Origin of the sequence: Caulobacter sp. KR2-114, assembly GCF_049446115.1 — a bacterium.
Lineage (GTDB): Bacteria > Pseudomonadota > Alphaproteobacteria > Caulobacterales > Caulobacteraceae > Acaudatibacter.
Genome location: NZ_JBMSEC010000002.1, coordinates 1,088,573 through 1,102,580 on the forward strand (window position 1 = coordinate 1,088,573; position 14,008 = coordinate 1,102,580).

General features: G+C 72.3%; 12 protein-coding genes. 5 read left to right on the plus strand and 7 right to left on the minus strand.

Going from position 1 to position 14,008, the window contains the following annotated elements:
- Positions 1 to 2: 2 nt before the first annotated feature.
- Together ACO2Q3_RS11365 and ACO2Q3_RS11370 are read right to left on the minus strand one after the other, a co-directional pair.
- Positions 3 to 794, minus strand: coding sequence for an ABC transporter permease (locus ACO2Q3_RS11365; protein ID WP_423306698.1), 792 nt, complete (start codon positions 792 to 794; stop codon positions 3 to 5).
- Positions 791 to 1,447 (minus strand): ABC transporter ATP-binding protein, encoded by a 657-nt coding sequence (locus ACO2Q3_RS11370; RefSeq protein ID WP_423306699.1) that lies wholly within the window; start codon positions 1,445 to 1,447, stop codon positions 791 to 793. Before ACO2Q3_RS11370 ends, ACO2Q3_RS11365 begins: the two co-directional genes overlap by 4 nt.
- Positions 1,448 to 1,731: 284 nt before the next feature.
- Here ACO2Q3_RS11370 and ACO2Q3_RS11375 point away from each other — a divergent pair, with 284 nt between their 5' ends.
- The gene (locus ACO2Q3_RS11375; RefSeq protein ID WP_423306700.1) at positions 1,732 to 2,310 is read left to right on the plus strand and encodes a TetR/AcrR family transcriptional regulator; all 579 of its coding nucleotides are present in this window, start codon (positions 1,732 to 1,734) and stop codon (positions 2,308 to 2,310) included.
- 71 nt (positions 2,311 to 2,381) lie between these two features.
- Entirely contained in the window at positions 2,382 to 2,846 is a 465-nt protein-coding gene (locus ACO2Q3_RS11380) for an SRPBCC family protein (protein WP_423306701.1), read from the plus strand.
- Between the two features lie 4 nt (positions 2,847 to 2,850).
- On the opposite strand, the gene ACO2Q3_RS11385 is transcribed toward ACO2Q3_RS11380, so the two are convergent.
- Positions 2,851 to 4,416, minus strand: a complete 1,566-nt coding sequence (locus ACO2Q3_RS11385) for a hypothetical protein (protein ID WP_423306702.1) — start codon at positions 4,414 to 4,416, stop codon at positions 2,851 to 2,853.
- A gap of 107 nt (positions 4,417 to 4,523) precedes the next feature.
- Positions 4,524 to 4,985: an Lrp/AsnC ligand binding domain-containing protein gene (locus ACO2Q3_RS11390; RefSeq protein WP_423306703.1), complete on the minus strand. Its 462-nt coding sequence runs from the start codon at positions 4,983 to 4,985 to the stop codon at positions 4,524 to 4,526.
- 127 nt (positions 4,986 to 5,112) lie between these two features.
- Here ACO2Q3_RS11390 and putA point away from each other — a divergent pair, with 127 nt between their 5' ends.
- Complete coding sequence (putA, locus tag ACO2Q3_RS11395; RefSeq protein ID WP_423306704.1) at positions 5,113 to 8,199, plus strand: bifunctional proline dehydrogenase/L-glutamate gamma-semialdehyde dehydrogenase PutA; 3,087 nt, start codon at positions 5,113 to 5,115, stop codon at positions 8,197 to 8,199.
- A 281-nt stretch (positions 8,200 to 8,480) separates the two neighbouring features.
- Complete coding sequence (locus ACO2Q3_RS11400; protein ID WP_423306705.1) at positions 8,481 to 10,661, plus strand: penicillin acylase family protein; 2,181 nt, start codon at positions 8,481 to 8,483, stop codon at positions 10,659 to 10,661.
- A gap of 143 nt (positions 10,662 to 10,804) precedes the next feature.
- Here ACO2Q3_RS11400 and ACO2Q3_RS11405 read toward each other — a convergent pair whose 3' ends face one another.
- The 3 genes from ACO2Q3_RS11405 to ACO2Q3_RS11415 all read right to left on the minus strand — a co-directional run bounded on the left by ACO2Q3_RS11405 (position 10,805) and on the right by ACO2Q3_RS11415 (position 12,614).
- Positions 10,805 to 11,410, minus strand: a complete 606-nt coding sequence (locus ACO2Q3_RS11405; RefSeq protein ID WP_423306706.1) for a DUF1579 domain-containing protein — start codon at positions 11,408 to 11,410, stop codon at positions 10,805 to 10,807.
- Between the two features lie 247 nt (positions 11,411 to 11,657).
- Entirely contained in the window at positions 11,658 to 11,828 is a 171-nt protein-coding gene (locus tag ACO2Q3_RS11410; RefSeq protein ID WP_423306707.1) for a hypothetical protein, read from the minus strand.
- 123 nt (positions 11,829 to 11,951) lie between these two features.
- Positions 11,952 to 12,614, minus strand: coding sequence for a TetR/AcrR family transcriptional regulator (locus ACO2Q3_RS11415; RefSeq protein WP_423306708.1), 663 nt, complete (start codon positions 12,612 to 12,614; stop codon positions 11,952 to 11,954).
- Between the two features lie 255 nt (positions 12,615 to 12,869).
- Between ACO2Q3_RS11415 and ACO2Q3_RS11420 the strand changes: the two genes are divergently transcribed.
- Complete coding sequence (locus ACO2Q3_RS11420; protein ID WP_423306941.1) at positions 12,870 to 13,997, plus strand: efflux RND transporter periplasmic adaptor subunit; 1,128 nt, start codon at positions 12,870 to 12,872, stop codon at positions 13,995 to 13,997.
- The last annotated feature ends 11 nt before the right edge of the window (positions 13,998 to 14,008 follow it).

The following is a 14,008-nucleotide window of genomic DNA, read 5'->3' on the forward strand; positions in this document are numbered from 1 at the left end:
CATCACCGCAGCTTATCCAGCCTGAGCCGCTGGCGGGCGTCGGAAAGCTGGTGCGCGGCGAGGGCGGCGACCACCAGGCCGGTCAGGCCGCTGGCCCCGGCCAGCAGGAACATCAGCAGGATCTGGTACTTCACCGCCTCGATCGGATCCTCGCCGGCGATGATCTGGCCGGTCATGATTCCCGGCAGGGTGATCAGCCCGGCGGCGGACATCTGGTTGACGATCGGCAGCAGGCCCCTGCGCACGGAATTGCGCAGCAGGGGGGCTATGGCGGCGGCGTAGGTGACGCCGAGCGCCAGCTGCGCCTCGATGGCGCTCTTCTCGCGCCGGGCGTCGCCAAGCAGGGTGTCGAGGGTCAGGCTGCCCGCGTTCAGCACCGAGCCCAGCACGATGCCGGCCAGCGGGATGGCGTAGCGGGCGTCGTACCAGGGCTGCGGACGGATCGCCGTGGTCAGCGCCAGGCCGACGGTGACGATGGTGGCCAGGGCCACGCCGACGCCGCTGATCGCCAGGCCGACGAAGCCCTTGAACTTGCGCTCAGGCCGGGCGGCGATCTCGCGCGCGGCGATGGCCGACATCACCACCACCACCAGCACGGTCAGCGCCGGGTGGTGCATGGCGAACACCCAGCGCAGGATGTAGCCCACCGCCACCAGCTGCACGACCATGCGCAGCGCCGCCCAGATCAGTTGCCGGTGCAGGTTCAGCCGCAGCAGCAGCGACAGGATGGCGTCGAAGACGATCAGCGCCGAGGCGACCGTCAGGTCCATCGGCGTCAGGGAGATGGTGTTCATGCGGAAGCCGCCTCCACGGGGGCGTCGCCGACCAGGCTGAGCTTGCGGTCGGCCATCCGGTAGTGGGTCGCGCCCAGGCGACCGGGCTGGCTGGGGTCGTGCGAGACCATCAGCACCGCCGCACCGCCGGCCAGCATCCTGCGGATATGCGCCTCGACGGCCCGGGTGCTGTCGGGATCGAGCGGGCCGGTGGGCTCGTCCAGCAGAATGGCGAGCGGCTGCATGACGAAGCCGCGCACCAGGGCCAGGCGCTGGCGCTCGCCGGTGGAGAGGCGCTGCACCGGCATGTCCAGCTGCGCGGTGCCGACGCCGAGCTCGGCGGCCAGGGCCTGGGCGGCGGCGCGGCGATCGGGGGCGAAGTGATCGATGGCCCGGTCCAGCCACCAGCCGGACTCGGCGGCCACGTAGGGGATGCGCCGCCGCCATTCCGGCGCCGCCAGGGTCGAGCGCTCCACCCCGTCCAGGCGCACCGTCCCCTGGTTGGGGTCGAGGTCGGCGATCATCCGCAGGAACAGGCTCTTGCCGGAGCCCGAGGCGCCGGAGATCGCCGCGCATTCGCCGGCCGCCAGGGTGAAGTCGAACGGCCCGGCCAGGTCGCTGCGCAGACCGCTCACCGCCAGCCGCGGCGTGGCCGCGCCCTCCCCGTCCGCCAAATCAACCTCCGTCACGCTCGCGCCGATAGGACGGCGCCCCGGCCACGGCTTCAAGCCTCGAGGGCCGGCTGTCTTGGACGTTCCGGTCCGCCCGCGCGAGAGCCCCCATCCCGGCCTTCGGCCGTACTTCCCCCAGTGGGGGCGGAAGCCCCCATCCCGGCCTTCGGCCGTACTTCCCCCAATGGGGGAAGAGAACCGTTCTCCTCCCCCCTGGGGGAGGGGGACCCCGAAGGGGTGGAGGGGGCCGCCGCTCCGCCGGGCGTACCCTGTGGTACACACCGCGCATGACCGACCCGGCCGATCCCCGCGCGCGCCTGCTGGACGCCACCATGGCCTATGCGGCCGCGCACGGCCTGGCCGACCTCAGCCTGCGCCAGCTGGCGCAGGCGATCGGCGCCAGCCACCGGATGCTGATCTACCACTTCGGCTCCAAGGAAGGCCTGCTGACCGAGGTGGTGCGCGAGGTGGAGCGGCGCCAGCGCGTGCTCGCGGCGGCCATCGACGACGACGCGGGGCTGTCGCCCGGCGACCAGGTGCGCGCCGCCTGGAAGCGGTTCGCCGATCCGGCGATGTGGCCGCAGGAGCGGCTGTTTTTCGACGTCTACGCCCAGGCGCTGCAGGGCCATCCGCACGCGGCGCCGCTACTGGCCGACGTGGTGGAGGCCTGGGTCGCGCCGATCGCCGCCCGCGCCATCCGCCACGGAACTCCGGCGGCGACCGCGGCGGCCGAGGCGCGGCTGATGGTGGCGGTGACCCGCGGCCTGCTGCTCGACCTGCTGGCCGGCGGCGATCCGGCGGCGGTGGACGCGGCCATGGCGCTGCACGTCGCCGCGTACGAGCGGCGACTGGCCGACGCCCGCTGACGGCGACGGCTTGCGAAGCCGTGTACCAATTGGTACATGGCCGCCGTGATCCCCCTGATCGGACCCCACCCATGCAGCCCGTGCGCACCGAGGTCACCGTCCACGCCAAGGCCCGGCCCGAGACGGTCTATGCCGTCGCCAAGGACTCCTCGCTCTATCCGGTGTGGTCGCGCATCGGCGCGTTCGAGCACGTGCGCGACGGCGAGGGCGAGCGATACGGCGTCGGCTCGGTGCGCATCTTCCGCACCTGGCCGCTGACCCTGGTCGAGGAGGTGGTGGAGCTGATCCCCGGGCGGCGGGTCAGCTACATCGTGCACAGCGGCCTGCCGTTCCGCGACTACCGCGCCGACATCGACATCACCCCGGCGGCCGACGGCGGCAGCGAGATCCGCTGGAGCAACCGCTTCTGGCCGACCTTCCCAGGCGGCGCCGCGCTGATGGGCGCCTTCATGCGCTCCGTGTTCCGCCAGATGACGCCGCAGCTGGCGGCGGAGGCGGAGCGGCTGGAGCGGCAGGGCATGTCCGCGGCGGCGTGACGCCTCAGTGGGCGCCGGGCGCCGCCGCGACAGGCGGGGCGGCGACAGGTGGGGCGGGGATGAAGGTGGCGCCGGCGTCGGTGTCGGTGTCGCCCTTGACCAGCACGATCGCTCCGCCCGGCACGGCGACCACCGCCCCGCCGCTGGGGCCGATCAGCACCTCGCGGCTGGAGACCGACACCGGCCCCTCGCCCCAGTCCACCTGCAGGCCGATCTCGGCGGTCTCCTTGCGCCAGCCCTTGAACACATAGGTGAAGGTCAGCGGCGGCAGGTCCTGGGGCGTCTCCTTGACCTGCGGCGGCGAGACGTACTCCGGATACTGCGGCATCAGCAGGCCGGACGGCATCAGCGCCGGCCGCGCCTCGACCGCCACGGTGCCATGGCCGTCGCTGGGCAGGCAGATCGCCTTGTCCAGCCGCCCGTCGGCCCCCTTGTGCGGGGCGCACCAGACCAGCTCGGCCTTGCCCTCGGCGTCCACCCGCCGGCCGAACACCACCTGGCCGGCCGGCAACAGCGCCTGGCCCGGGAGGGTGGTGAACAGCGGACCGCGCCGCGTGCCGCGCCAGACGTCGGCGGTCAGCACGCCGGTGACGCCCAGGTGGCCGCGATGGCTCATCAGCACGTCGCCCTTGCTGAGCGCGCCCGCCGCGACCTTTCCGGGATCGCTGTCGTAGACGATCGCCTCGCGCAGGCCGGCCGCCGCCGCGGCGGCCTGGGCGTCGGCCTCGGCCTGGGTCTGGATCGGCCCGCCGGGCGTCAGCCGCGCGATCGGGCCCGCCGGGGCGCGGCCCTCGGCCTTGTACGTCAGGGCCTTGCCGGTGGCGGGCGCGGTCAGGGTCAGGCGGATGCGGTCGACCACCACCGCGGCATGATCGTCGCTCCAGGCGCCGAACACGCACTGGTGGTGCGCCGATTCCTCCCACGGGCCGCCCTGGAAGCTGGCCGCCACCTCGAACTTCGGCGGCGCGTCCGGCGCGCCGCCGCCGCACCACTCGTAGCCGATCCGGCCCGTCGGCCGTTCCTCGGGGCGCGCCGGGCGGGCGGCGACCGGGGTCTCGAACCGCTGGCGAAAGCGCGGCTGCTCGTCGCCGCTGACCCCCAGCATGTTGTCGTCGGTCTCCACCGTGTACAGGGCATAGAGGCTGGAGCCATCCGGCGCGCCGCCCAGGCAGTCAAACTTCACCGCCAGAATGCCGCCGGCGTCCGGCCGCAGGTCGCACCAGGCGGTGCTTGTGGTTGCCGACTGGCGGATACGCACCTGCGACAGCACCGTGCCGGCCGGCATCTCGCGCCGGCCGCCGACGAAGGGCGCCTGCAGCACCACCGCGTTGCGCGCCCGCACCTCGTGCTGCGCCACCACGCCGTGCGGCGCGAGGCTTCCCTCCATGGCGGACGGCGGCGCGTCGGTGATCTCCAGCGGCAGCTCGACGTTGGGCGGTGCCTGATAGGGGGTCTGCACCTGGCGATAGGTGTAGATCGGCACATAGACGTAATGCACGCCCGCCACCGCAGGGGCCGGTGACAGCGCCGCCCCGCCCAGGACCGCGGCCGCCGCGCCCATGAGGCGCAATGCGCCCCTCCCCCACTTCGCCATCACTTCCCCCAAAGACAACCGGCGACACAACCTTGCATAGGCCAAGCTTGCATAGGCCGCGCGGCAAGGCTTGGAAAGCCGCCTCAGATCGGCAGCTCCGAGGTGGCCTTGACCTCCTCCAGCACCGCGTAGGTGCGGGTCTCGCGCACGCCGGGCATGGTCACCAGCACGTCGCCCAGGAAGGCGCGGTAGGCGGCCATGTCGCGCACCCGGGCCTTGAGCAGATAGTCGAAGCCGCCGGCCACCATGTGGCATTCCAGCACCTCCGGCGCGCGGCGGATAGCGGCGGCGAAGGTCTCGAACACGTCGCCGGTGGTGCGGTCGAGCAGCACCTCGACGAAGATGGTCAGCGCCAGGTCCACCTTGGCCGGGTCGAGGATCGCGGCATAGCCGGTGATCACGCCGCGCTCGCGCAGCCGTCGCACGCGCTCGAAGGTGGCCGCCGGCGACAGGTTGCAGCGCTTGGCCAGCTCGGCGTTGGTGATGCGCCCGTCGGTCTGCAGCACGCGCAGCAGGCGGCGGTCGGTCTCATCCAGAGCGGACATGCGATTTCCCCATCACGATCGAATGATCATCGCCCATGAGGCCTCACAAACAAAGCACCTTCGTCATATCCTTTGATATTCCGAAGACATGCCATACGACACCCAAACCCTCCGCACGAGGCCCGCCATGGACTGGGACACCCTGGACGCCGGCAAGTATCGCGACGAGGCGCAGGCCATCGCCGCCCTGCTGGCCGCCCGCCCCTTCACCCGCGAGGCGGGGGCGCGCATCCAGCGCCAGGCCGAGGACCTGGTGGTGGGAACCCGCGCCGTCGGTCGCCGCCAGGGGGTGGTGCAGAGCTTCCTCAAGCAGTTCAGCCTGGGCACGCGCGAGGGGCTGGCGCTGATGTGCCTGGCCGAGGCGCTGCTGCGCACGCCCGACCCCGCCACCCGCGACGCCCTGATCGCCGAGAAGATCGGCTCGGCCGACTGGGCCGCGCACCTCGGCCGCTCCGACAGCCTGTTCGTCAACGCCTCCACCTGGGGCTTGATGCTGACCGGCAAGCTCGTGGACGTGGAGGATGAGGCGAAGAACGACCTCGGCGGCTACCTCCGGCGCCTGGCCGGGCGGGTCGGCGAGCCGGTGATCCGCCAGGCGGTGGCCCAGGCGATCCGCATCATGGGCGAACAGTTCGTGCTGGGCCGCACCATCGAGGCGGCGCTGAAGCGGGCGGCGTCCGAGCGGCTGCTGTGCTCGTTCGACATGCTGGGCGAGGGCGCGCGCACCGAGGCCGACGCGGAGCGCTACGAGGCCTCGTATGCGGCGGCGATCGCCGCGGTGGGCGAAGCCTCGGCGCACCACGGGCCGGAGGCCGGGCACGGCATCTCGGTGAAGCTGTCGGCCCTGTCGCCGCGCTACGAGGCGGCGCAGCCCGGCCACGTCTGGGACGAGCTGTATCCCCGCGTGAAACGCTTGGCGCTGCTGGCGGCGCAGCACGACCTCAACTTCACCCTCGACGCCGAGGAGGCCGACCGGCTGGTGATCTCCCTGCAGATCCTCGACCGGCTGGCGCACGAGGCGGACCTGGGACCGTGGACCGGCCTGGGTCTGGCGGTTCAGGCCTATCAGAAGCGCGGCCCGGCGGTGATCGCCGCGGTGGCCGATCTCGCCCGCCGCTCCGGCCGGCGGCTGATGGTGCGGCTGGTCAAGGGCGCCTACTGGGATTCGGAGATCAAGCGCGCCCAGGTGGCCGGCCGGCCAGACTATCCGGTGTACACCACCAAGGCTGCGACCGACCTGTCGTACCTGGTCTGCGCCCGGGCGCTGATCGACGCCGCCCCCCACCTCTACGCCCAGTTCGCCACCCACAACGCCCACACCCTGGCGGCCGTGGCGCAGATGGCCGGCGAAAGGGCGGTGACCATCGAACACCAGAGGCTGCACGGCATGGGCGAGGAGCTGTACGAGGCGGCCGTCGCCGCCTTCGGGCCGCGCCGCCTGCGGGTCTACGCGCCGGTCGGCGCGCACGAGGACCTGCTGCCCTACCTGGTGCGCCGCCTGCTGGAGAACGGGGCCAACACCTCGTTCGTGCACGCCCTGCTGGACGACGCCGTGCCGCCCAAGGATCTGGTGCGCGACCCGGTGGCGGCGGTCGAGGCGCAGCCCGGCCCCCACCCCAAGATCCCCCGGCCCGTGGACCTCTATGGCGCGGCCAGGATCAACTCGCAGGGACCGGACCTGTCGATCCGCGCGGTGCGCGAGCGGCTGCAGGCCGCGGTGGTCGCCGCGCGCGGCGCCGACCTGACCGGCCATCCGATCGTCGCCGGCCGCGAGATCGCCGGCGCCTCGATCCAGCCCCTGGCCAGCCCCGCCGACCGCGGCCGCGTCCTCGGCCACAGGTCCGAGGCGAGCGCCGCCGACATCGACGCCGCCGCGGCCGCCGCGCGCCGGGCCCAGCCGGCGTGGGACGCCGCCGGCGGCGAGGCCCGCGCCCAGGTGCTGGACGCCATGGCAGCCGCCCTGGAGACCAACCTCGACCGCCTGGTGGGGATCCTGGCGAACGAAGCCGGAAAGACCCTGGCCGACGGCATCGCCGAGGTGCGCGAGGCGGCCGACTTCTGCCGCTACTACGCCCATCTGGCGCGCCGGCAGCTCGCCCGGCCGCAGGTGCTGACCGGTCCGACCGGCGAGGCCAACACCCTGCAGCTGCGCGGCCGCGGCGTGTTCGCCTGCATCAGCCCTTGGAACTTCCCCCTGGCCATCTTCACCGGCCAGATCGCGGCGGCCCTGGCCGCCGGCAACGCGGTGCTGGCCAAGCCGGCCGAGCAGACTCCGCTGGTCGCCGCCGAGGCGGTGCGCCTCTATCACGCCGCGGGTCTGGGCCCCGCCCTGCTCTCGCTGCTGCCGGGCCGTGGCGAGAGCGTCGGCGCCGCGCTGATCGCCCATCCGGGCATCGACGGCGTGGCCTTCACCGGCGGCACCGAGACCGCCTGGGCGATCAACCGCACCCTGGCCGCGCGGGCCGGACCGATCGTCCCGTTCATCGCCGAGACCGGCGGGCTCAACGGCCTGTTCTGCGACACCACCGCCATGCGCGAACAGGTGATCGACGATGCTGTGCTGAGCGCCTTCGGCTCGGCCGGCCAGCGCTGTTCGGCGCTGCGCATCCTGTTCGTTCCGGGCCAGATCGCCGACGACCTGATCGCCCGGCTGAAGGGGGCGATGGATGTGCTGAGCCTCGGCGACCCGGGCCTGGCCGCCACCGACATCGGCCCCGTGATAGACGAGGACGCCCGCGCCGCGCTGAAGGCGCACCTGCAGCGCCTGGAGCGCGAAGCCACGGTGCTGCACCGCCTGCCGGCCCCCGAGGGCGGGACCTTCTTCGGCCCGGTGCTGGCCGAGATCCCGTCCGCCGGGTTCCTGGAGCGGGAGGTGTTCGGCCCGATCCTGCACGTGGTGCGCTACGATCCCGCCGACCTGGCCGAGGTCGCCGGACAACTGGCGGCGCGCCGCTACGGCCTGACCCTGGGCGTGCACAGCCGCATCGACGCCTTCGCCGCCGAGGTGGCCGAGCTGGTCCCGGCCGGCAACGTCTACGTCAACCGCTCGATCATCGGCGCGGTGGTCGGGGTGCAGCCATTCGGCGGCGAGGGCCTGTCCGGCACCGGCCCCAAGGCCGGCGGCCCGCATGCCCTGCTGCGCTATGCGGTCGAGCGCGCGGTCAGCGTCAACACCGCCGCCCAGGGCGGCGACCCGGCGCTGCTGTCGCTGTAGAAGGCGGCGCGGGTTGCGCGCCCCCTCCACCATTCGCCCTTCGGCCGAATGGTCCCCCTCCCCCGCTTCGCTACGCTACGCATGGGAGGAGAAGAGGCGGCGCCGCTTCCACTCCTCCCCCGCCAACGAGCGGGGGAGGGGGACCGGCGCGCTACCAGCGCGACGGTGGTGGGGGCGCAAAGCCGGGAGCGCTGACGACACTTCCCTGGGCAGCCAAAACCGCATTGCCCCGCCCTCCCCGGCCTTCTAGCGTCGCTGCACGGCCACGGGGGAGATTCAGCGTGCGGATCATCGGCGTTCTGCTGGGCCTCGCCCTCGCCCTTCCCGCCCTCGCCCGGCCGGCGCTCGCGCGGGCCGAGACCGAGCCGGCGCGGTGGGCGCGGGAGGCGGCGGCGGTGACCATCGTGCGCGACGACTGGGGCATCGCCCACGTGCACGGCCACACCGACGCGCAGGCGGTGTTCGGCATGGTCTACGCCCAGGCCGAGGACGACTTCTCGCGCATCGAGGCCAACTACCTGACCAATCTCGGGCGCACCGCCCTGGCCGACGGCGAGGGCGCGATCTGGGGCGACCTGCGCCAGCGGCTGTACGTCAGCGACGACGACCTGAAGGCCCGCTACGCCGCCAGCCCCGCCTGGCTGAAGGCGCTGATGGGCGCCTGGGCCGACGGGCTGAACTACTACCTGGCGACCCATCCGGGAACGCGGCCGCGCGCCCTGTCGCGATTCGAGCCGTGGATGGCGCTCAGCTTCACCGAGGGCAGCATAGGCGGCGACATCGAGCGCATCGACCTGAAGGACCTCGAGGCCTTCTACGGCAAGCGCGCCGTGGCCCGCACGGCGCCGGACAACAGCTTCCACGAACCCACCGGCTCGAACGGCATTGCCGTCGCGCCCGCGCGCACCGCGGACGGACACGCCCTGCTGCTGATCAACCCGCACACCTCGTTCTATTTCCGCTCCGAACTGCAGGTGACCAGCGACGAGGGGCTGAACGCCTATGGCGCGGCCACCTGGGGCCAGCCGTTCATCTACCAGGGGTTCAACGCCCACGCCGGCTGGATGCACACCTCCACGGGCGCCGATGCGGTGGACGAGTTCGCCGAGACCATCGTCATGCGCGCGGGCCGGCCGTTCTACCGCTACGGGACGGCGCTTCGCCCGGTGCAGGCGCAGGCGGTGCGCGTGCCGTACAAGGCCGCCGACGGATCGGTGAAGAGCCGCACCTTCACGGTCTATCGCACCCATCACGGACCGATCGTGCGCGAGGCGGGCGGCCGTTGGGTGGCCTTCGCCATGATGTACAAGCCGGTCCCGGCGCTGGAGCAGTCGTTCCTGCGCACCAAGGCGCACGACTACGCGGGCTTCGTGAAGGTCTCCGGCCTGCAGGCCAATTCCTCGAACAACACCATCTTCGCCGACGACGCCGGCGAGATCGCCTATCTGCACCCGCAGTTCATGCCGCGCCGCGACGACCGCTTCGACTATCGCGAGAGCGTGGACGGGGCCGACCCGGCGACCGACTGGCGCGGCCTGCACGCCCTGTCCGAGCTGCCGCGGGTGCTCAACCCCTCCACCGGCTGGATCGCCAACACCAACAATTGGCCCTATTCCGCCGCCGGCGCCGCCAGCCCCAAGGCGGCCGACTTTCCGAAGTACATGGACACCGCCGGCGAGAACCCGCGGGGGATCCACGCCGCCCTGCTGCTGGACAAGGCGCACGGCCTGACCCTGGACGGGCTGATCAAGCTGGACTTCGACCCCTATCTGCCGGCCTTCGCCCGCCTGGTCCCGGCGCTGGTCCGCGCCTGGGAGGCGACGCCCGACAGCGACCCGATGAAGGCGAAGCTGGCCGACCAGGTCGCCCTGCTGAAGGGCTGGGACGACCGCTGGGCCGCCGACAGCGTGGCCACGTCCCTGGCCGTCGGCTGGGGCGAGGCGCTGTGGAACGCCACGGCGCCGCCGAAGACCGATCCGGAGTTCGGCACGGCCTACGACGCCATGGAGCACGCCAGCCCCGCCCAGCAGCTGGCGGCCCTGGCCCTGGCCTGCGACCGGCTGACCGCCGACTACGGGACCTGGCGCATCCCCTGGGGCGAGCTGAACCGCTTCCAGCGGATCGACGACGCCATCACCCCGACCTTCCACGACGATGCGCCGTCGATCGCCGTGCCGTTCACCTCCGGCCAGTGGGGCTCGCTCGCCTCGTTCGGCGCCCGGCGCTACCCGGGCACGAAGCGGTACTACGGATCGAAGGGCAACAGCTTCGTGGCGGTGGTGGAGTTCGGGCCGCGGGTGCGGGCGCGGGCGGTCACCGCCGGCGGCGAAAGCGGCGATCCGGCCTCGCGCCACTTCAACGACGAAGCAGGCCGCTACGCTTCCGGCGACTTCCGCGAGGTGTACTTCTATCCCGACCAGCTGGTGGGCCACACGGAACGCACCTACCACCCGGGGCCGTGAGGCCGCAGGCCCCCATCCCGGCCTTCGGCCGTACTTCCCCCAGAGGGGGAAGAGAACGGTCGCTGGTCCCTGACGCTGGCTCTCTTCCCCCGTTGGGGGAAGTCCCCGCGGAGCGGGGGATGGGGGCTCCAGCGGAGAACCGTCTAGGCCGCCCGGGTGTGCAGCATCACCCAGTTGGTCTCCCAGTCGCCACGGCGGGGGTCCCAGAACGCCTGTTCCCAGCGGCAATGGGTGGGGTCGAGATCCTGCCACAGGAAGCGGACCTTGACCGGGCGGCCGTCCAGGGTGTCGTCGCCGTAGAACAGGCCGTGCCTGCCGTCGAAGCCGCCGACCATCGGCGAGTCCAGCTTCGGGTCGCGGCTGTCCAGCCAGTAGATCGACCAGGTGCGCTGCGCTGGATCGAAGAAGCGGATGGTCGTGCCCCAATAGGTCCCGGCCGGCAGGTGCAGCACGCCGTCGTCCATGTTGCCCTGGCCGCCCTGGATCTTCTGCGCCGTCAGCCGGCCGTCGAAGTCCTGCCAGGTGGTGGAGCCCACCAGCCGTCCCACCAGGCGGTGATGGCGGGTGGTCCACGCCCCCATGAAGAAGTCGAAGTCGCCGAGGCCGGCCGGCGGCGCGGGCGGCTGGCCCGGCGGTCCGGCGACCGGCGCCCCGGCCCGGGCCAGGCCCGGCGCGGACAGGCCGACCGCCGCGGTGGCCAGCATGGCGCCGGCCAGGACGGCGCGGCGGCTTTCTGAAATCGGTTGCATGTGGTGTCTCCCTTCGCTGGCGCGAGGGAAGGCCCGGGGCGTGTCAGGGGCTGGCAGGATAGCCGGCGATGCTCTGGGTCAGCCGCCAGCGGATGTCAGCAGCCACGCCAGCCGCGGGGCGGTTCAGCCAGCTGACGCATCCTGACGCTGTGGGATGTCATAGGGGTTCGACGACCCGTCGCGGCGGGTCATCCGGAATTTCGGCGGCGGTGTCGGAAAACGTCCGGCCGCCTCTGTCAGCGGCCCGCTAGGGAACGAAATGCAGGACCCACTGGATGGCCACGGCGGCCAGCATCAGGAGCCCGGCGGCGAGGCCGAAGCAGGCCCCGTGTTCGACCACGCTCTTGGTGTAGCGCTTGGCGGCGACGCCAAGATGGGGGCCGTGGTGCGGACCGTTGTGCACGCTATGCAGCGACATCGTTTTCCTCCGACGCCCGATCACTCTCGAGGGTAACCGGTTCGTCGAGAAGAGGATGCGTCGGATTTGCCGGCTTGGCCAGAAAATTTGCCGTTATTGCGGGCGGGAAATTTGCAGCAGGGCTTACAATGCGGGCGACCCGCTCCCCGCCCCGGCCACCGCCGCCGCCTCCAGCGGCCCGCCGGTGAGCAGGAATCGCATCACCGCCTGCAGCACGCGGGCGATCTCGGCGTGGTCCACGTTGGGATTGTTGACCGCCCGCAGGGCCATGCCGTCGAACAGCATGCTCAGCACCTCGCCGCGCGCCAGGGTCTCGGCCTCGGTGCGGCCGGCGGGCGCGGCGGCGTCCAGCACCTGGCGGCCCAGCGCCCGCTCGGCGGTGTCGGCGGCCTGCACCACGGCGGCGACCTTCGGGTTGCGCGCCGCCTCGGCCATCACCTCCAGCATAAGTCCGGCGCGGCCCAGGTCGTAGTTGCGCTCCACCGCCTCGCCGCAGCGGTCGATCACCGCCTCGACCATGCCGCCGTCGGAGGTCTCGAACTCGGCGAACTTGTCGCGCATCTCGGCCAGGTCACGCTCGACGATGGCGGCGACGATGGCCTCCTTGTTGGCGAAGTAGCGGTAGATCTGGCCGACGCTGAGGCCCGCGGTGTGGGCGATCTCGGCCATGCTCGCGCCGTGGAACCCCGAGCGGCGCGCACATTCCGCCGCCGCGTCGACGATCTGCTGTCGGCGCGCCTCCACCTTGGACCGTCCTGGGTGCAGATCTTCGGCCGCGTCGCTCACGGACAAGACTCCTTGCCTATTGCAGTGCAGCATATTTTCGGGTCGGTGTTCTTGACGTAGCGCAAACCCGGACCTACCTAGCGCACAGCTTGAGAATGAACGTTCATTCTCAAGTCGTGCACATTCCCCCCCACGTCAAGGGCCTGCCACCGCGCCGGGTCCTGGACCGCTTGTCGCAGGTTGCCGATGCCCAGTCCCTCCCCCCGCGGACCCTCGCTCCGCGACGCGGTCGCCGTCTTGACCATTTGCCTTGCGATGGCGCTGGCGGCCTGCGGCGCCAAGCCCCAGGGCCAGGGCGGCGGCTTCGGCGGCCCGGCCGAGGTCGGGGTGGTGACGGTCAAGGCCCAGCCGGTGGCGCTGGACGTGGAGCTGTCCGGCCGCACCTCGGCCTTCCTGGTCTCGGATGTGCGCCCGCAGGTCAGCGGCATCATCCAGGCGCGCCTGTTCACCGAGGGCGCCAACGTGCGCAAGGGCCAGCCGCTCTACCAGATCGATCCGGCGACCTATCGCGCCGCCCTGGCCAGCGCCCAGGCGGGCCTGGCCCAGGCGCAGGCGACCCTGACCTCGGCCAGGCTGAAGGCCGACCGCTACAAGGACCTGGTGACCATCAACGCGGTGTCGCGCCAGGACAACGACGACGCCCAGGCCGCCTGGAAGCAGGCCGCCGCCAATGTCGCCGCCCAGCAGGCGGCCGTGGAGCAGGCCCGCATCAACCTCGGCTACACCCGGGTGCTGGCCCCGGTGTCCGGCCGCATCGGCAAGTCGACCGTGACCCCCGGCGCGCTGGTGACCGCCAGCCAGGCCACCGCCCTGGCCACCGTGCAGGACCTCAGCCAGATCTATGTGGACGTCACCCAGTCGGCCGCCGACCTGCTGCGCCTGCGCCGCCAGCTGGCCGCCGGCCAGCTGGACGCCTCGGGCAATCTGGACGTGACCCTGACCCTGGACGACGGCTCGACCTACCCGATCACCGGCAAGCTGCAGTTCTCGGACGTCACCGTTGATCCGGGCACCGGCTCGGTGACCCTGCGGGCGATCTTCCCCAATCCGAACAACACCCTGCTGCCGGGACTTTACGTCCGCGCCCACCTGGCCAAGGGCGTCGCCCCGGCCGGGCTGCTGGTCCCGCAGGCCGCGGTCAGCCGCAACACCAAGGGCGAGGCGACGCTCTATGTGGTCGGACCGAACAACAAGGCGGTGCAGAAGGTGGTCGGCGTCGGCCAGACGGTGGGCGACAACTGGCTGGTCACCGCCGGCCTCAACCCCGGTGAGCGGGTGATCGTCGAGGGCCTGCAGAAGGTCCATCCGGGCGCCGACCTGAAGCCGGTCCCGGCCGGCTCGCCGCCTGCGGCGCCCGCCGCCGGCGCCCAAGGCCAGCATTAGGACCGCCGCCC

Bases quoted from the DNA above. Each gene is read 5' to 3' on its own strand.
- ACO2Q3_RS11410 (WP_423306707.1), bottom strand. From the start codon at position 11,828: ATGTCGCTGCATAGCGTGCACAACGGTCCGCACCACGGCCCCCATCTT.
- ACO2Q3_RS11365 (WP_423306698.1), bottom strand. From the start codon at position 794: ATGAACACCATCTCCCTGACGCCGATGGACCTGACGGTCGCCTCGGCG.
- ACO2Q3_RS11405 (WP_423306706.1), bottom strand. From the start codon at position 11,410: ATGCAACCGATTTCAGAAAGCCGCCGCGCCGTCCTGGCCGGCGCCATG.
- ACO2Q3_RS11420 (WP_423306941.1), top strand. From the start codon at position 12,870: ATGGCGCTGGCGGCCTGCGGCGCCAAGCCCCAGGGCCAGGGCGGCGGC.
- putA (WP_423306704.1), top strand. From the start codon at position 5,113: ATGGACTGGGACACCCTGGACGCCGGCAAGTATCGCGACGAGGCGCAG.
- ACO2Q3_RS11375 (WP_423306700.1), top strand. From the start codon at position 1,732: ATGACCGACCCGGCCGATCCCCGCGCGCGCCTGCTGGACGCCACCATG.
- ACO2Q3_RS11380 (WP_423306701.1), top strand. From the start codon at position 2,382: ATGCAGCCCGTGCGCACCGAGGTCACCGTCCACGCCAAGGCCCGGCCC.
- ACO2Q3_RS11390 (WP_423306703.1), bottom strand. From the start codon at position 4,985: ATGTCCGCTCTGGATGAGACCGACCGCCGCCTGCTGCGCGTGCTGCAG.